The organism is [Mycobacterium] fortunisiensis (genome assembly GCF_019050325.1).
In the GTDB taxonomy this organism is placed as follows: Bacteria; Actinomycetota; Actinomycetes; order Mycobacteriales; family Mycobacteriaceae; genus Mycobacterium; species Mycobacterium fortunisiensis.
Window position 1 is genome coordinate 174,086 of sequence record NZ_VOMB01000021.1, and the last position, 16,575, is coordinate 190,660.

At 67.9% G+C, this 16,575-nt stretch carries 16 protein-coding genes; 5 read left to right on the forward strand and 11 right to left on the reverse strand.

Annotated elements, in window-relative coordinates:
• The first annotated feature begins 104 nt into the window (after nucleotides 1-104).
• Genes FR943_RS19370 through FR943_RS19380 form a run of 3 tightly spaced genes read left to right on the forward strand, consistent with a single transcriptional unit; the run spans nucleotide 105 to nucleotide 2,040 of the window.
• Entirely contained in the window at nucleotides 105-1,178 is a 1,074-nt protein-coding gene (locus FR943_RS19370; RefSeq protein ID WP_217159864.1) for an oxygenase MpaB family protein, read from the forward strand.
• A complete protein-coding gene (locus tag FR943_RS19375) occupies nucleotides 1,178-1,411 on the forward strand; it encodes a hypothetical protein (protein ID WP_372448190.1) in 234 nt (77 codons plus the stop codon). Before FR943_RS19370 ends, FR943_RS19375 begins: the two co-directional genes overlap by 1 nt.
• A 5-nt stretch (nucleotides 1,412-1,416) precedes the next feature.
• Nucleotides 1,417-2,040 carry a TetR/AcrR family transcriptional regulator gene (locus FR943_RS19380; protein ID WP_217159865.1) on the forward strand — a complete coding sequence of 208 codons (624 nt, stop codon included), beginning with the start codon at nucleotides 1,417-1,419 and terminating at the stop codon, nucleotides 2,038-2,040.
• 10 nt (nucleotides 2,041-2,050) lie between these two features.
• On the opposite strand, the gene FR943_RS19385 is transcribed toward FR943_RS19380, so the two are convergent.
• Genes FR943_RS19385 through FR943_RS19425 form a run of 9 tightly spaced genes read right to left on the reverse strand, consistent with a single transcriptional unit; the run spans nucleotide 2,051 to nucleotide 11,903 of the window.
• Complete coding sequence (locus FR943_RS19385; RefSeq protein WP_217159866.1) at nucleotides 2,051-2,890, reverse strand: alpha/beta fold hydrolase; 840 nt, start codon at nucleotides 2,888-2,890, stop codon at nucleotides 2,051-2,053.
• Entirely contained in the window at nucleotides 2,887-3,468 is a 582-nt protein-coding gene (locus FR943_RS19390; protein ID WP_217159867.1) for an NADPH-dependent FMN reductase, read from the reverse strand. The genes FR943_RS19385 and FR943_RS19390 overlap by 4 nt, the downstream gene beginning before the upstream one ends.
• A gap of 6 nt (nucleotides 3,469-3,474) precedes the next feature.
• Nucleotides 3,475-4,461 (reverse strand): cyclase family protein, encoded by a 987-nt coding sequence (locus FR943_RS19395; RefSeq protein ID WP_217159972.1) that lies wholly within the window; start codon nucleotides 4,459-4,461, stop codon nucleotides 3,475-3,477.
• 14 nt (nucleotides 4,462-4,475) lie between these two features.
• Entirely contained in the window at nucleotides 4,476-5,303 is an 828-nt protein-coding gene (locus FR943_RS19400) for a coniferyl-alcohol dehydrogenase (RefSeq protein ID WP_217159868.1), read from the reverse strand.
• A gap of 14 nt (nucleotides 5,304-5,317) precedes the next feature.
• Nucleotides 5,318-6,625, reverse strand: a complete 1,308-nt coding sequence (locus FR943_RS19405; RefSeq protein WP_217159869.1) for an LLM class flavin-dependent oxidoreductase — start codon at nucleotides 6,623-6,625, stop codon at nucleotides 5,318-5,320.
• Nucleotides 6,622-8,436 carry an FAD-binding protein gene (locus FR943_RS19410; protein ID WP_217159870.1) on the reverse strand — a complete coding sequence of 605 codons (1,815 nt, stop codon included), beginning with the start codon at nucleotides 8,434-8,436 and terminating at the stop codon, nucleotides 6,622-6,624. The genes FR943_RS19405 and FR943_RS19410 overlap by 4 nt, the downstream gene beginning before the upstream one ends.
• Nucleotides 8,433-9,356, reverse strand: a complete 924-nt coding sequence (locus FR943_RS19415; RefSeq protein WP_218045938.1) for a 3-carboxyethylcatechol 2,3-dioxygenase — start codon at nucleotides 9,354-9,356, stop codon at nucleotides 8,433-8,435. The genes FR943_RS19410 and FR943_RS19415 overlap by 4 nt, the downstream gene beginning before the upstream one ends.
• Entirely contained in the window at nucleotides 9,313-10,995 is a 1,683-nt protein-coding gene (locus tag FR943_RS19420) for a bifunctional 3-(3-hydroxy-phenyl)propionate/3-hydroxycinnamic acid hydroxylase (protein WP_217159872.1), read from the reverse strand. The genes FR943_RS19415 and FR943_RS19420 overlap by 44 nt, the downstream gene beginning before the upstream one ends.
• Nucleotides 10,992-11,903 carry an alpha/beta fold hydrolase gene (locus FR943_RS19425; protein ID WP_217159873.1) on the reverse strand — a complete coding sequence of 304 codons (912 nt, stop codon included), beginning with the start codon at nucleotides 11,901-11,903 and terminating at the stop codon, nucleotides 10,992-10,994. Before FR943_RS19425 ends, FR943_RS19420 begins: the two co-directional genes overlap by 4 nt.
• Before the next feature lie 130 nt (nucleotides 11,904-12,033).
• Between FR943_RS19425 and FR943_RS19430 the strand changes: the two genes are divergently transcribed.
• The gene (locus tag FR943_RS19430; RefSeq protein WP_217159874.1) at nucleotides 12,034-12,759 is read left to right on the forward strand and encodes an IclR family transcriptional regulator; all 726 of its coding nucleotides are present in this window, start codon (nucleotides 12,034-12,036) and stop codon (nucleotides 12,757-12,759) included.
• Between the two features lie 7 nt (nucleotides 12,760-12,766).
• The gene (locus tag FR943_RS19435; protein ID WP_217159875.1) at nucleotides 12,767-14,407 is read left to right on the forward strand and encodes an FAD-dependent oxidoreductase; all 1,641 of its coding nucleotides are present in this window, start codon (nucleotides 12,767-12,769) and stop codon (nucleotides 14,405-14,407) included.
• 43 nt (nucleotides 14,408-14,450) lie between these two features.
• Here FR943_RS19435 and meaB read toward each other — a convergent pair whose 3' ends face one another.
• Nucleotides 14,451-15,332 carry a methylmalonyl Co-A mutase-associated GTPase MeaB gene (gene meaB / locus FR943_RS19440; RefSeq protein ID WP_217159876.1) on the reverse strand — a complete coding sequence of 294 codons (882 nt, stop codon included), beginning with the start codon at nucleotides 15,330-15,332 and terminating at the stop codon, nucleotides 14,451-14,453.
• 11 nt (nucleotides 15,333-15,343) lie between these two features.
• Nucleotides 15,344-16,504, reverse strand: coding sequence for a thiolase family protein (locus tag FR943_RS19445; RefSeq protein ID WP_217159877.1), 1,161 nt, complete (start codon nucleotides 16,502-16,504; stop codon nucleotides 15,344-15,346).
• Nucleotides 16,505-16,575: the final 71 nt, after the last annotated feature.

Genomic DNA, 16,575 nt, shown 5'->3' on the forward strand with positions numbered 1-16,575 from the left:
AGCAACTGATTTAACTCGGGGGCCTCCGTCGCACCTCGGCCTTGACCTTCGTGGGCGGCACGGGCCAGAATCCTACAAAGTGTAGGAAATTGAAGGGGGCGCTCATGGGCACGATCCGGGACTGGCTGTCATTACCCACCGCCGAGCCGGCCGAGGACTACGGATTCTTCGGGCCCGACTCGGTGACCTGGAAGGTCTGGAGCTATCCGACCTCGCTGTCGATCGGATTCCAGCGCGCGGTCGTCATCGAGGAGCTCGACCCCGCGCTCGTGGCCGCGGTGGACCACACCCAGGGCATCTACCAGCGCCCCCGGACCCGTTACGACCGCACGCTGCGCTACTTCGCCATGGTGGCCTTCGACGACAGCCCCTCGGCCGCCGAGGTCGCCGACGTCCTGGTCAAGATCCATTCCAAGGCGGTGGGCACGGACCCGGTGACCGGACGCAGCTACGACGCCAACGACCCCGCCTCTCAGCTGTGGATCCACCTGACCGCCTGGCATTCCATCCTGTGTGCCTATGAGAAGTTCGGCCCCGGCCGGCTGACCGATGAGGAGGAGCGGCAGTACTGGGACGAATGCGCGCGGGCCGCCGAACTACAGACGTTCGATCCGGCCGACGTGCCGCGCACCCGCGACGGCATCCGCGAGTACTTCGACCAGATGCGGCCGCAGCTGATCGGCTCGGACATCGCCAAGAAGGCGATGAACCACCTGCTGCGAGCCGAGGTGATGCTGCCGCGGATGCCGCTCCTGCTGCGGCCGGGTACCCGGGTGATCACGGCCCTGCTCCGTCGTGCCACCCTGGCCACCATGCCCCGGTGGATGCGAAAGATGGGCGGGCTGGGCACATCCCGCGTCCTCGACGCCGCCATCGTGCCGCCGATGAGCGCGGCGTTCACGGTGATTTCGATGAGCACCCGACTCCAGCTCATCCTGCTACGGCTGATCTCGCCGGCGACCTTGCCGATCGGCACCCGGGTGCTGCGCGGAATCACGCCGCACTGCCGGGTCACCACCACGCCGCGCGAAGCCCAACAGCTGTACGGCTACGCCATCCCGGCCCAGGCACATCGCGAGTTCCGCGAGAAGCAGCACGCCCGCGTCTTCGGCGAAGGCCGCCCGCCCAGCGAACAGGGCATCGTCGAATCCGAGCCCCTCCTCGGGACGATCAGCTGATGTCCGTGCTGCGCACCGTATTCGACCGTCAGGTGAGCATCCGCCAACTTTTCTATCTGGCGGTGACCGCCGGCGTCATCGTCGGGTTGCCCTACCTCATCGTCGGCGTCATCTGGGCCTCGATGCACGCCGACCACCTGCGCACGCTGTCGGGGGCCGATCAACTGTTCTCGATACTCGGCGAAGTCGTGGCCTGGCCCGTATTGCTGATCGCCGACGTCAGTCTGGTCTGAGTCCGTTGGTCGACACCGCCGCGAACCGAACCCGCGCCGAGCATCTCGGACCCCAGCGACGTCGTCCACAGGTGCTCGACACCGCCTTGGAGATCGCGGCCGCCGACGGGGTGGGCGCGGTCACCATGGGTGCCATCGCCGCCCGGCTGGGTGTCACCCGGCCGGTGGTGTACGCGTGCTATCCCGGCCGCGGCGAAGTGCTGGCCGCGCTGCTGCAACGCGAAACCGACCGCGTGCTGGCCGATTTGTCGGCGATGCTGCCGCCACCGCGTACCGGCTCGATCGAGCAGCTGTTCACCGACGGCTTCCGCGAGCTGCTGGCCGTGGTGCAAGACCAACCCGCGCCGTGGCGGATCATGTTCGCCACCGATCTGGATCCGGTTCTGAGCACCGCGATTTCGCAGGGGCGGGCGCAGCTCAGCGCTCAGGTCGCGGCCGTGATGCGCCCGCTGCTGGTGCGCCGGCAGGTCACCGATGTCGACCACCTACTGGGCCCGCTGTCCGAGGTCTTCCTGGCGATCAGTGAGGCCGCGATCCGGATGCTGCTCGACGAGGCCCAGCACTGGACACCCGCGAGCCTGGCCGCAGTGGTCGGCCCGGCCGCCTACCGGGCCCTGCGCGTCGGCTGACCGGGCTTGCTCAGTTGCGCACTGAGGACAGGAAATCCAGCAGTACCTCGACGAGTGCGGGGGGCTGTTCGATCTGTGGGCAGTGCCCGGCGTCGGCGATCACCGCGCTGCGAGCACCGGTGATCTGGCCGGCGATCTCCGCCGCCCACCCCGACGGCAGCAGCTTGTCGCGCTCCCCCTCGATGATCATGGCCGGCACGGCGATGCGGTGATAGGCGCGTTGCGACGACGGCGTCGCCGGCGCCTCCAGCCCCGGCCGCCGGAACCGGGCCGCCGCCAGGGATTCCCAGGCTCCCGGCGCGATGCTCGACTCGTACCGACGCTGCAGGTACGCCTCGTCGGCCGGGTACGCCGGGTCGGCGAACAGCGCGGTCACGATTCGCCGCATGCCGTCCAGGGTGGCGTCGTAGTCGTACAACGCCGCCGAGTGCTCGTTGCGCTGGATCTCCCCGCCTCCGCAGATCGCGGTGAGCGACCGCACCGGCAGCCGCGGCGTCTCGGAGGTGGTGTCCACGAGCAGGTTGATCGCACCCATCGAGTTGCCGACGAAATGAGCTGAGGCGACACCGAGTTCGGCGCAGAACCGGGCGATGTGACGGATCCGCATGCCACGGCCGTCGTTGAAATCGATGACCTTGGCGCTGTCCCCGAAACCCAGCATGTCCGGGGCGAGCACCCGATACTGCTCGGCCAGTGCGTCGATGACGCGCTCCCAGCCGAGTTCGGCGCCGGCACCGAACTCGCCGCCGTGCAGCAGCACCAGCGGATCACCCTGTCCCGCTTCCAGATAGCCGGTGGTCAAACCGTCGACGGTGATCGTCTTGCGCGTGAAGGTGTGCTGTGTCGTCACTGCCGCACTCCGCCCGTGCGCCCGAACGTCAACAGCTGAGTGGCCAGCAGGTCGAGCTGACCACGCACCGTATCGTCGGACAGGTCGCCGGTCTCGGACCAGATCTTGTCGGCCGAGTTGATCGCCACCCCCAGCGGCGTCGGCCAAGCCCGCAACGCGTGACCGATGGAACGCAACTGGCCCAGCGTCCCGACGGCGGCCTGCCAGCCGTAGGCACAGCTGATGCAACCCCACGGGGTGTTGTCGAGATACACCCGCGGGTCTTCACGCAGGTCCTCGATGTAGTCCAGCGCGTTCTTGACCAGACCGGAGATCGCCCCGTGGTAGCCGGGGGAACCCACCACCACCGCATCCGCGTCACGCAGTGCCGAGACGAACTCCAGCGCGGCGGGCGTGCGCTCCAGCGAATGCGGCGCGTACATCGGCAAGTCCAGATCCGGCCCGGCGAACATCCGGGTCCGGCCTCCTTGCCGCTCCACCGATTCCAGGCAGTACCGCACGGCCCGCTCGGTGGAGGAATCGGCGCGCAGGGTGCCGCCGAGCCCGACCACGAACGGGACCTTCTCAGTTGACGTCATACTTCCTCATTTGATCGCAATGGGATTCACCGGCGAGCCGACGGCGCCGGTGACGCGCAGCGGCGGGGCGATGAGCTGGAACTCGTAGACCCCGTCGGCGGCGCAGTCGGCGGCCAGCGCGCCGAGATCCCAGTATTCGCCGAGCATCAGGCCCATGTCGCGCAGACAGAGCATGTGCATCGGCAGAAACGTGCCCTCGACGCCGTTGGCCGGATCGGGGTCTTCGACCATCAGATTGTCGGCGGCCACGGCGGCGACCTCGTGGTCGTGCAGCCACGAGGCGCAGTGCCAGTCCAGCCCGGAGCCCGGCTCGGTTCCGTCGCCGTTGGCCAAAAACCTTGTCCACCAACCGGTGTGCACCACCACGATGTCACCGGCACCGATGGTCACGCCTTGAGCGCGGGCCACGTCGTCGAGCTCGGCCGGGGTGATCGGGTTGCCCGGTTCCAGGAACTGCTCGGCACCACGATGACGGACCACGTCCAGCAGCACCCCGCGCGACGTGATGCCCTTGCCGTCCACCTTGTCGATGCCACAGTGGAAGGCACCGAAGCTGGTGACCGAATCGGCCGGGAACCCGTTGTAGAGCTTGTCCTCGTAGTAGACGTGGCTCAGTGCATCCCACTGCGTGGCGGCCTGCAGCGGCATGACGATCATGTCGTCGTTGAACCGGAACGGGTTGTCCACGAAGAACTCGCTGACCTCATGGGCCACCGAATTGCGCAGCCACTGCGGGCCGTACCGGGCCAGCGTGTTGGCGTCGCCGCCGTCCACCGTCATCACGTGTGTCGGGTTCTGCCGGAATTGGAACGCCCCCTGCGGCCCGGCCGAGGAGAAGTCCCCGCCGAGCGCGAACACCTTGCCCTGGGTGACCAATGATGCACCCTCGGCGACCTTCTCGGCGGTGATCAGGTTCAGCGTTCCCAGCTCGTCGGCGTCGCCCCAGCGGCCCCAGTTGCGCACATCGTCGGCGACCTTGCGGAAGTCGCTCATCGTCGAGGCCACGCTCAGCTCCTCTGCTCGGGGTCGGCGGTCATCAGGGCCGCCTCACGCTGCGCCAGAATACCGCCGTCGGCCCAGATCACCTGGCCGGTCACATAACTGGCCGCGGCACTCCCGAGGAACAGCAGCAGCGCAGCCTGTTCGGCCGGCTCCGAATTTCGGCCCAGCGGGGTGGTGAACGAATCGAGGTACTGCTGCCCGTAGGCCGAACGCAGCTGGTCCAGAATGGGCGTATCGGTGACACCCGGCCCCGTGCAGTTGATCCGGACACCGCGGGCCCCGAGTTCGCCGACCCGGCGCATGCCGTAGAGAATCATCGCCTCCTTGGACAGTCGATAACCCCCGTCGGCCAGTGCCTCCGGATGCTCGGCGCACCAAAGCAACCCCTCGTCGACTGACCGGGTGTCGAGCAAACCCGCTGTGATATCGCGGTTTTCGCGATACCCGGACGCCGCGAGCGATGACACCGAGGTGATCGATCCGCCCGGTGCGATGCGCTCCTCGATCGCCTCGGTGAACTGCCGGGTGCCCAGGAAGTTGATCCGCACCACCAGAAGCGGGTCGCCGATGCCCGAGGACACCCCGGCCACGTTGAACAGGGCGTCCACCTGTCCCTCGACCGTCCCGGCCGCGCGGTCCACGGACTGCGGGTCGGCCAGGTCCAGCTCGATGAAGGTGTCGGGCCGGCGCTCGGGCGGCCGGACGTCCAGGCCCGTCACCCGGGCGCCGAGCTCACCCAGCGCCCGGGCGACCTCGGCGCCGATACCCGACCCGCAGCCGGTGACCACAACGTGCTTGCCGTCGTAGCGCACCAGCTCGCCTGGTGCAGACACGTGTGCGGCTCCGCTCAACCCGCGGTTCCCCGAGCTTCCTTCTCCGCCTGGGCCGCCTTGACCCGGCCTTCGTTGATCTCGGCCATCGCCTCGGGAATCTCACCGGCGGTGAACTTGTCACGACCGGTGGGCAGCCCGCCGAAGGCGTAGGTCTCGTCGAACAGCGGGGCATCCGACGGACGACGACGCGCCTCGACCTTCTCGATCACCGGCTCCAACCGCTTGGCCTTGTCCGCCACGGCCTTTGCATCCCGCTCGATGAACTCGGGCAGGATCTCCTTGCCCATGATCTCGATGGACTCCATGGTGCCCTCGTGGCTGCGCGGGTTGAGCAGCAGGATGATCTCGTCCACGCCGCTGGCTTCGTAGTTGCGCAGGAACTCGCGCACGGTGTCGGGTGAACCGATGGCTCCGCGGCCCGGGCCGTAGGCCAGGGTCGGATCCTCCTTGACCGCCTGCTCGTAGCGCTCCCACACCTTGGTGCGGCCGGGGGTGTGCATCCCGGTCAGGTAGTAGTGCATGATCCCGAACGAGAAGAATCCGCCGCCGATGCCCAGGCGCTTGAGCGCCTCGTCGTCGGATTTGGCCACCATCATCGACAGGTCACCGCCGATGGCCAGGATGTTGGGGTTGATCGCCGGGGTGACGGGCGCACCCTGCTCTTCGAACTCCTTGTAGTACCCGTCGACACGCTCCTTGAGCGCCTCGGGACCGGTGTAGGCGAAGCTCAGCGCGCCGATCGCCTTCTGCGCGGCCATCTGCACCGAGGACGGACGCGTGCACGCCACCCAGACCGGCGGGTGCGGGCTCTGCAGCGGCTTGGGAATCACGTTGCGGGCCGGCATCTCGACATGCTCGCCCTTGAAACCGGTGAACGGGGCCTCGGTCATGCAGCGGATCGAGACCTCAAGGGCCTCCTCCCACATGGTGCGCTTGTCGGCCGGATCGATGTCGAAACCACCCAGCTCGGCGACCGAGGAACCCTCACCGGTGCCGAACTCCACGCGCCCGTTGGACAGGTGGTCCAGGGTGGCGACGCGCTCGGCGATGCGGGCCGGGTGGTTGATCGGCGGCGGCAGGTGCATGACGCCGAAGCCGAGCCGAATGTCCTTGGTGCGCTGGCTGGCCGCGGCCAGGAACATCTCCGGCGCGGTGGAGTGGCAGTACTCCTCGAGGAAGTGGTGTTCGGTCAGCCAGACGGTGGAGAAGCCCGCCTTGTCGGCGGCCTCGACCTCGGTCAGGCCGTGCTGGAACAGCTGGTGCTCGTCGTCCTCCGACCACGGGCGGGGCAGCGGGAATTCGTAGAACAGCGAGATCTTCATCGGTTTCCTCCTGAGGGGTTGCTGACGTTGTCCTGGACGTGCTGGTTGGCGGCTGATGGGACGGGTTGTGCGGCTGACTGTTCGGCGACGAGGTCGGCGATGTGCCGGGCGGCCACATACCCGAACGTCATCGCCGGCCCGATGGTGGCGCCGGCTCCGGCGTAGCTGCGGCCCATGACCGCGGCCGAGACGTTGCCCACGGCGTAGAGCCCGGCCACCGTGCTCTCGTCGGACCGCAACACCCGCGCGTACTCGTCGGTGCGCAGTCCGCCCGAGGTGCCCAGGTCACCGAGAATGATCTGGAACGCGTAGTAGGGCGGTTTGCCCAGCGGACGCAGGTTCGGGTTCGGCAGCGTCGGATCGCCGTAATAGTTGTCGTAGGCGCTGTCGCCGCGGTTGAAGTCGTCGTCGTGACCGGCGTGGGCCAACTCGTTGAACCGCTCCGCGGTGGTGCGCAGATTCCCTTCGGGCACACCGATTTTGCGCGCCAGCTCCGCCCAGCTGTGCGCTTCGACCACGACACCGGAGTCCAGCCACGCCTGCGGCACCTTACGCCCGGTGGGCACCGGTGCGAACGGGATCTTCGGGATGGGCAGATGCCCGCCCACCACGTAGCGGTGGAACGAGTCGATGTCGGTGACCAGCCAGCACGGTATGTGGGTGACACCGGCCTGTTGGCCGGCGATCATCGCGTGGGCGAAATCCATGTACGGAGCCGCCTCGTTGATGAACCGCTTGCCGTCTCCGTTGACCACGAACTGCGAGGGCATCATGCGCTCGTTGAGCATGAACTGCAGCCGGCCATCGGGCCAGCAGATGGCCGGGAACCACCACGCCTCGTCGAGCAATTCGGTGGCACCGCCCACCTTTTCCCCGGCCCGGATCCCGTCGCCGGTGGCCGCCGGGTTGCCGAAGCTCCAATCTTTCTCCAGCACCGGCAGGTGTTCCTTGCGCCAGGCCATGTCGTGGTCGAACCCGCCGGAGGCCAGGATGACGCCTCCGGTCGCACGGATCCTGACGGTCCGCCCGTCCTTCTCGACCACCGCACCCAGTACCGCGCCGCTGTCATCGGTGATCAGCGAGGTCATCGGGGAATCCAGCCACAGCGGGATGTCGTGCTGCTTGAGCGCCAGGCGCATCCGGGCCGCCAGCGACTGGCCGATGGCGGCCATCCGGTCACCGAAGACCCGGGCCCGTACCATCCGCCAGATCAGCTTGAGCAGCACTGCCTTGCCGCGCCAGTTCTGCCGGATCTGGTAGAAGAGCCGAAGGTCCTTGGGCGCGAACCAGATCCCCTTGGGTGCCAGGGCCAGCGGGGCCAGCAGTTCCTGTTCGTGCTCACCGAGCGTGCGCAGATCGATGGCCGGCACGTTGATCGTGCTGCCCTGCGCGGATCCGCCCGGACGTTCCGGGTAGTAGTCGGCGTAGCCGGGTTTCCAGACGAATTCGAACCAGTCGCTGTTGCGCTCGAGGAAATCCATCATCTCGGGAGCGGCCTCGACGTACTTGCGCAGCCGGGCGTCGCTGACGGTGCCCTCGGTGATCTGCTTGAGGTAATCGAACACCGCATCCGGGGACGGCACATAGCCGGCCCGACGTTGTGACGGCGCCCCGGGCACCCAGATGCCACCGCCGGACAGCGCGGTGGAACCGCCGAAGTGGGACGACTTTTCGACCACGAGTGTTTTCAGCCCGGCGGAATCGGCGGCGAGCGCGGCGGTCATCCCCCCGCCGCCCGAGCCGACAACGAGCACATCCACGGTCTCGTCGAACGGCCGGTCGGCCCGCTGAGCGTTGTTTTCTGAGGTCATACTGCGATTCCTACCGCCGTCCTGATTGCGAATCCTGCGATCAATTCCGGTGCCGCCCGGTAAAAGTGGTGTCCGGTCCGGTACGGACCATTGGCTGCCAGGGCCGCAAACGCGGCCACCCAGGTTCGGATCTCGTGCGCCGAGTTGCCCCCTTCGGTGGCGATGAAGGTGTTCGACCAGCCGTCGAGATCGGCCAGCCGACCGTGGTCGAAGATCTCCAACAGTCCGTGGTCCCACTCGGGATTCAACGGCTGCCGCGCACTGTCGCCGTGGGCGAAGTCATGGGCGGCCTGGCGCACCGCGTCCTGGCGGGCCATCCGCTGCTCGGCGGTCATCGGGACCCCGTGCACAATCCGGTCCAGCGCACCCGGCGGCGCGGTGGCCAGCGTCGGCACCGGCGGATCATGCGACAGCCCACCGGAACCCACCACCAGCACCCGTTTGTCGAGGGTGGCCAGGAAGGAGCCGACCGCCGACCCGAGCGCGCGTGACCGGGACAACGGCCCAAGCGGCGTGGCCACCGAGTTGACGAAGATCGGCACGATCGGGCGTGCCGTCGCCTCGCCGAACAATTCCTGCAGCGGCTGCACGGTGCCGTGGTCGACATCCATGCTCGTCGAGATGGCGACGTCGACCCCGGCTTCCCACACCGCCTCGGCGCACTGCTGGGCGATGTCGCCCGCGACGTCGAGCGCGCCTTCGTAGGTGCCGTAATCCCCCACTCCGCAGGCAGCGGTGCCGATGCAAAACGGCGGCATCAGTCGGTAGAAGAACCCGTTGTAGTGGTCGGGCGAGAAGATGACGACCAACTCGGGGTCGTAGTCGGCAACAAACTGGCGAGCTTTCGCGACCGCCGAGCCGATGTCGTCGAGAAGGTCAGCCGACGGTCCCGGAAGATTCAGCAGTGGGCTGTGGGACATACAGCACAGGGCTACTGGCACCGTTCACTCCTCCCTCCACCACGTGCAGCACATCGAACAGGGCCGCGCTCAGTTCGGGAGCCCGCTGGGCGATGTCGGCGCCGGCGATGCACCGGTCCGGCCGCAGTACCAGTACCGACTCCGAGTGCCCGTCGAACCAGGATTTGAGCGCCCCGGTGCGGTCGCCGACGGTGATCACCGACCCGTCGTCTTGTGCACCGTCGTGGCCGGTCCAGAACAACTGGGTCTGCGGCCGGGCGGCGATGAACCTGGCGCCCAGGGCTTTCCAACGCGCATACGCCTGCTCCCCGAGCAGTGCCCGAGGATCGTTGTTCCAGCACAGCACCGCGAAATTCAGGCCGATCACATCGTCGAGCAGCACGTCGGACTGTTCTCGGGTGTCGACCCGTGGCTGGATGAACAACGTGCCCGCCGGGGTGTCCGCAGTCGGCGGCGTCGGGTGGTAGACCGCGCCCGACTCGTAGCGCGGCATGGGCTTGAACCGCATCTCCAGCACATAGCGCTTGAGCGCCGGGACCACCGAGGCACCGCGAATCAGTTTGTCCCGCAGCATCGCAACCTTGCGATTGGTGGGCGAAATGACCCGGCCGACCAGGGTGGACAGGTCGATCATGGCGCGGGCGTGCTTGCGGCGTTCGGTGTCGTAGCTGTCCAGCAGTGCATCGCCGGCCTGGCCGTTGACCACTGCGGCGAGTTTCCAGCCGAGGTTGGCCGCGTCCCGGATCCCGCTGTTGTAGCCCTGTCCCTGCCATACCGGCATCAGGTGGGCGGCGTCGCCGGCGAGCAGGAACCGGCCCTTGCGAAAGTTTCCGGCAATCCGCGAATGGTGGGTATACACCCGGCGCCGGATCACGTCGACCTTGTCCGGATGCGGTACGTAGCGGGCCAGCAACCGGGCCACGAACTCGGGATCCTCGGCCTGCTCGTCGGTTTCGTCGGCATGGATCATGAACTCGAACCGGCGGATGCCGTGGGCGATCGAAATCGAGGCGTACGGCCGGTCCGGGTCGGCACCGACCTCGCTGTTCGGGTGGCCCAGCGGATCGTTGGCCAGGTCCACCACCACCCAGCGGGTCGGCGAGGTGGTGCCCTCGAACGACACCCCCATGATGCGCCGGCTGGCGCTGCGCCCGCCGTCGCACCCGACCAGGTAGCGCGCCCGCACCGCGGGCGCGTCCGAGCCGAATTCGACGGTCACCCCGTCGGCGGTCTCGACGGCCGATTCCATCCGCCGGCCCCAGGCCACCTGCACGTGCTCGAACCGGTCCAGCCCGGCCAGTAGTTGCGCGTCGACGAGCGGTTGAACGAACCCGTTGCGCTTGGGCCAGCCGAAACGTGCGTCCGGAGGCGCCATTTCAGCCAGCAGTCGGCGGTTCCCGTCGTAGAAGCGCAAAATCTGGTTGGGCACGGTGTGCGGTAGGACCGCCTCCACCAGGCCGATGGACTGGAAGGTGCGCAGCGACTCGTCGTCGAGGCCGACCCCGCGCGGGTAATCGATGAGGGTGTCGCGTTCGTCGACCACCAGTGTCCGGACACCCTTGATCCCAAGGGAATTCGCCAGGGTCAGGCCGACCGGTCCGGCTCCGACGATGATGACGTCCACCTCGCGGTCGGTCACGAGGAACGCCCGAGCAGAAAGTCGAGATGCAGCCGGTTGAACGTGTCCGGGTCCTCGTACTGCGGCCAGTGCCCACAATTCGGCATCACTTCGAAGCGGGCACCCGGGATCATCGAGGCGATCCGTCGGCCTTCGCTGACGTCTGCGGTCGGATCGTCACTGGTCCACAACACCAGGGTGGGCGCGGTGATCGATCCGTATTCCTTCTCCCCCAGCAGGTTCCGGGCCCGGATCTGCGGGTCCTGCAGCGCCATGATGTCACTCATCGCCGCGACGAAGCCGGGTTGCCGGTAGACCGCCTGGCGGCTGGCCACGATGTCGTCGTAATCCTTCGTCTTGTCCGCCATCAGCCACTTGATCCGCGCCTGCACGGTCTCCCAGGTCGGGTTCTCGGCGGCGGCCATCGACAAGGTGATGATGCGCTTCATCACCTCGGGATCGGCCTGCGAGCCACCGGCGGTGTTGAGCACCAACCGGTCCACCCGGTCGGGGTGGTCGACGGCGGCCCGGGCGGCGACCCAGCCGCCCAGCGACTCACCCGAGATGTGGGCGCGCTGCGCGCCGATCGTGTCGAGGAAGGCGATCAGGTGATCGACATAGTGCGCCACCTCCAGCGGGTGGCCCGGCTTGTCGGTGTAGCCGTGACCGAGCATGTCGATCGACCACGTCGAGAAATGCCGGGCGTGCGCCTCCAGGTTGCGCACGTAGGCCTCGGCGTGCCCGCCCGAGCCGTGTAGCAGGACCAGCGCGGGCAGTGTCGGATCACCCGCGTGCAGATAGCGGGTGCGAACCCCGCCGACGTCGAGATAGCCCTGCGAGAACGCGACGCCCTGCAGATCGCTCCAGACGCTCTCGTGGTCGGTGGCCGAAACGGAACCGGATGCCGGCCCGGCGGCAGTGCTCGTCATGTTCCCCTCTCCGGAGGTAGTGAGAATGATATTCTCCGAATTTGTAAGCACTTTGCTCATATAGCGCACATCAGCGTGCATTATTATCAGAGCATCACTCTCGCGGTGCTATCTGTCAAGGAGGGGCGCGATGCCGGCCAAGGCAACCCAGCCGAAGGCACAAACGAAGGCCGACGGCACTCCCACCGGAGCGCCCGGTTCTCAAACTCTGGCGCGTGGGCTCAGCGCGCTCGCAGCCATTGCCGCAGCACCGACGGGCCTGACGGTGCAGCAGGTCGCCGACCATGTCGGGGCCCACCGCACGATCGCCTATCGGCTGCTGGCCACCCTGAGCCAGTTCCGTTATGTGGCAAAGGGCGAAGACGGGCGCTACCGGCCCGGTGCCGGGCTGGCCGCCCTCGGCTCATCGTTCGACAACAACATGCGCCAGCTCAGTGTCCCCACCCTGCGCGCCCTGGCCGACGAGCTCGGCAGCACCGTCTCGCTACTGGTGGCCGAGGGCGACCAGCAGGTGGCCGTCGCGGTGATCGTTCCGACACAGGTGTTCTACCAACTGTCCTTCCATGAAGGCAGCCGCCACCCGCTGGAGCGGGGTGCGGCCGGGGTGGCCCTGCTGGCGAGCATGCCGGCGCGCCCCGGCGAGCGTGAACTGGTCCGCCAGACCCGCGAGCAGGGCTGGGTGATCACCCACGGGGAGATCGAACCGGACACCTACGGTCTGGCGGTGCCGGTCCGTCGACGCCCGCCGTCACCACCTACCTGCATCAACCTCATCTCGCATCGCGAAGACGTCGTGTTGAACGGCAAGGACGCAGTGGTGCGCGCAGCAAACGAACTATCGGCGATCTTGTACTGAGAAGGGAATGACAGTGACCCGTACCGAATTTGAGTGGGATGACGAAGTCGACGTCGTGGTGCTCGGCAGCGGCGGTGCGGGGCTCACTGCCGCGCTGACCGCGTCGGTCAGCGGTGCATCCGTGGCGGTCTACGAGAAGGCGCCCACCGTCGGCGGCACCACCGCGGTCTCCGGTGGCATCGTGTGGATCCCGGCTCATGACCGCAGTTCCGAGGGGCCGCTGCCGGTCTCGGACGCGGTGGACTACCTGGAGGCCCAGTCGCTGGGCTACCTGGACGCCGACCTGGTCGACACCTTCGTGCGGACCGGCCAGGCGATGCTCGACTTCGTCGAGGAACACAGCGAGCTGCGTTTCGCCGTCGCCGAAGGCTTTCCCGATTACAAACCCGAACTGCCCGGCGGACGCCCCGGCGGAGGACGGTCCCTGAGCGCCGGCCCGGTGGATCAGGCCAAGCTCGGCGCGTGGAAAGACCGGATCACGTCCTTCCCAGCAGATTTCAGCAATGTGGGCATCGACGCGGAGACGCGGGCTCGCATCCATGCCGTCCACGACGATCCCGACGCCGACCTCTGCGTGGCCGGTACCGCACTGATCGCCGGGCTGCTGCGCGGCCTGCTAGAGCGTGGCGTGGAGCCGGTCACCGGGGCCCGCGCGATCGAGCTGGTCGGTGACGCCACCGGCATCACCGGCGTGCGCATCAGCTTGCACAGCACCGGCGGTGCCGACGTGAACGTCCGCGCCCGCAGTGGCGTCGTCCTGGCCACCGGCGGTTTCGAGTGGGACGCCAAGCTCGTCGAGGCCTACCTGCGCGGTCCGATGCGCGGTGCGGTATCCCCGCCGAACAACACCGGCGACGGGTTGCGGATGGCCATGGCCCACGGCGCCGACCTGGCCAACATGGGCGAGGCATGGTGGGTGCCGATCGTGCAGATCCCCGGCGACACCATCGACGGTCATCCGCGCAGCCGCAGCGTGCGGCTGGAACGCACCCGGCCGCGCAGCGTCATCGTCAACCGCGCCGGCAAGCGATTCCTCAACGAAGCCGGCGAGTACAACTCCATGGCCGGGGCCTTCCAATACCTCGACCCCAAACTGGGTTACGCCAACGACCCGGCCTGGATCGTGTTCGACTCGGTGCACCTGCAGCGCTACGGCTTCCTCGGGGTCCAGCCCGGTGATCCCGTGCCGGACTGGTTCTGCGAATCGGCCACCCTCGATGAACTCGGCGCCAAGACCGGCATCGACCCAGCCGGCCTGGCCGAGACCTTGAACCGCTGGAACGACAACGTCTCTCGCGAGGTCGACCCCGACTTCGGCCGCGGATCCAGCGCGTATGACGGATACTGGGGCGACAATTCGGCGGCCACCCCGGCCGGCCAGACGCTGGGCCCGCTCGACTCCGCCCCGTACTACGCGGTGCCGGTCAAGATCGGCGCCATGGGCACCAAAGGCGGCCCGCGCACCGACCGCGACGGCCGTGTCCTGCACGTCAACGGCACACCGATTCCGGGGCTGTTCGCCGCGGGCAACGCCATGGGCGGCGTGACCGGCAAGGCCTACGGCGGCGCCGGCGGAACACTGGGTCCCGCCATGGTATTCGGTTACCGCAGCGGATACGCGGCGGCGACGGGTAAGTCGGTCAGCTGAGGGTGGAGCCCGCGCCGAGGCTGTAGCCAGGTGCGAGTCCTGGCTACCGCGCTGAATCTGAGAACAACTGCTCGGCTGCCGTGTAGGGATCGGTACTGCCGTCGGCCACGGCGGCGGCCAACCGGTCCAGCTCGGCGTGGTTGCGCAGCAGCGTCTGGGCCAGTGACAGGATCTGGGTACGGGCCCGCGCAGTGCGTCGCGCCGCGGTGTCGGCGCGATGGTGCGCATCGATGGCCTCGACGAGTTCGGCCAGGCCATCACCTTGCGCCGCAACGAGTTTGAGTACCGGCACGCTGGCCTCGGCTCGTAGGTCACGAGCGGTCTGATCGGCGCCGTCGCGGTCGGCCTTGTTCACCACCACCAGATCGGCGACTTCCAGCAGCCCAGCCTTGGCGGCCTGGACGGCATCGCCCGCACCGGGGTTGAGGATCACCACGGTCGGATCGGCGATCGCAGCGATCTCGATCTCGGACTGCCCCACGCCCACGGTCTCCAGCACGATCAGGTCGTAGGACAGTGCGGCCAGCAGCCGAATCGCGGCGGGCACCGCCGCAGCCAGACCGCCCAGGTGACCGCGGGTGGCCACCGAGCGGATCAGCACGTCGGGATCGTTGATGTGGGCGGCCATCCGGATCCGGTCGCCGAGCAGCGCACCGCCGCTGTACGGGGATGACGGGTCGACCGCGAGCACCGCCACCCGTAGACCGCGCTCCCGGTAGGCACCGACCAGCGCGCCGACGGTCGTCGACTTGCCGGCCCCGGGCGGGCCGGTGATCCCGATGACCCGCGGGGAGGCGGGGCCGAGCACCGCGAGAACCTCGTCTCGACGGTCACTTTCGACCAAGCTCAGCAACCGCCCGACGGCGCGCTGCGATCCACCGCGCGCCGCGGTGATGAGTTCTTCGACAGTATGTGGGCCGGCCATCACGGAAGACACTACGGTGACGCCACCTCGATGACCGTCGCCGAGCCCATGCCGCCGCCGGCGCACATCGCGGCCACGCCGATGCCGCCACCGCGTCGGCGCAATTCGTACACCATCGTGGCCAGCATCCGGGCCCCGGTGGCGGCCACCGGATGACCCAGCGAGCACCCGCTTCCACTGACGTTGACGATGTCCGGGTCGATGTCGAGCAGCTTGACGGTGGCCACGCACATCGCGGCGAAAGCCTCGTTGATCTCGAACAGGTCGACATCGGACAGCGAAAGACCGGCCCGGCCAAGGGCTTTGGCGATCGCCTCGACCGGGGCCAGTCCGGTCGAGGCGGGATCGACCCCCACCGATGCCCAGGACTTGATGGTGGCCAGCGCGGGCAGTCCGAGCTCGTCGCTGGCAATGGCCAGTATCGCGGCGGCATCGTTGGCGCCGCACGCGTTGCCCGCGGTGATCGAGAACCCCTCGATCTCGGGATGCAGCGGCTTGAGTGCGGCCAGTTTCTCCAAGGTGGTGTCGCGGCGTGGGTGTTCGTCGGTGTCGAAGAGGCCGTGCGGCGTGTCGATCGCGACGATCTCTTCCTTGAACCGGCCCTCATCGATGGCCGCCACGGCCTTGAGGTGTGAGCCCAACGCCCACTGGTCCATCTCCTCGCGGCTCACCCCGGCCTTGACCGCGGCGTTCCAGCCGACGGTGATGGACATGTCCATGTTCGGCGCGTCCGGGGAGTCCGGATGGGTGGGCGGGAACCAGTTCGTCCACTCGGCGTCCTTGGCGCTGCTCGTCGCGCGGACGAAACGCGGCGACGTGGAGGCCGAGTTCACCCCGCCGGCCAGGATCAGTCGGTCCATCCCGGCGCGGATACTCGCGGCAGCCGTTTGCACGGCAGCCTGTCCGGCCGCGCAGTGCCGGTTGACCGCCAGCCCGGGTACCGAGGTCAGGCCCGCGGTGACGGCGGCATGACGGGCGATGACGCCACCGCCGTACAGGCCCTCACCCAGGATCACGTCGTCCACCGATCCGGCGAGCTCCGCGGGGATGTCGGCCACCGCGGCCCGCACCACATGGTCGGCCAGCACATACGCATCGGTATCACGCAGCGTGCCCTTCTTGGCGGTGCCGATGGGGGTGCGCAACGCGGACACGATGACGGCTTCGGGCATTGAATTACTCCCTGGTTCACCTGATACGAGAATGTTATTCTCTCAGTTAGAGAGTGCTAGTTGCAAGAAGG

Excerpts from the sequence above, each read along its gene's own strand:
- FR943_RS19435 (WP_217159875.1), top strand. The coding sequence starts at position 12,767 with ATGACAGTGACCCGTACCGAATTTGAGTGGGATGACGAAGTCGACGTC.
- FR943_RS19395 (WP_217159972.1), bottom strand. The coding sequence starts at position 4,461 with ATGAGCGACTTCCGCAAGGTCGCCGACGATGTGCGCAACTGGGGCCGC.
- FR943_RS19405 (WP_217159869.1), bottom strand. The coding sequence starts at position 6,625 with ATGAAGATCTCGCTGTTCTACGAATTCCCGCTGCCCCGCCCGTGGTCG.
- FR943_RS19375 (WP_372448190.1), top strand. The coding sequence starts at position 1,178 with ATGTCCGTGCTGCGCACCGTATTCGACCGTCAGGTGAGCATCCGCCAA.
- FR943_RS19425 (WP_217159873.1), bottom strand. The coding sequence starts at position 11,903 with ATGACGAGCACTGCCGCCGGGCCGGCATCCGGTTCCGTTTCGGCCACC.
- FR943_RS19415 (WP_218045938.1), bottom strand. The coding sequence starts at position 9,356 with ATGTCCCACAGCCCACTGCTGAATCTTCCGGGACCGTCGGCTGACCTT.
- FR943_RS19390 (WP_217159867.1), bottom strand. The coding sequence starts at position 3,468 with ATGACGTCAACTGAGAAGGTCCCGTTCGTGGTCGGGCTCGGCGGCACC.
- meaB (WP_217159876.1), bottom strand. The coding sequence starts at position 15,332 with ATGGCCGGCCCACATACTGTCGAAGAACTCATCACCGCGGCGCGCGGT.
- FR943_RS19410 (WP_217159870.1), bottom strand. The coding sequence starts at position 8,436 with ATGACCTCAGAAAACAACGCTCAGCGGGCCGACCGGCCGTTCGACGAG.
- FR943_RS19430 (WP_217159874.1), top strand. The coding sequence starts at position 12,034 with ATGCCGGCCAAGGCAACCCAGCCGAAGGCACAAACGAAGGCCGACGGC.
- FR943_RS19370 (WP_217159864.1), top strand. The coding sequence starts at position 105 with ATGGGCACGATCCGGGACTGGCTGTCATTACCCACCGCCGAGCCGGCC.
- FR943_RS19445 (WP_217159877.1), bottom strand. The coding sequence starts at position 16,504 with ATGCCCGAAGCCGTCATCGTGTCCGCGTTGCGCACCCCCATCGGCACC.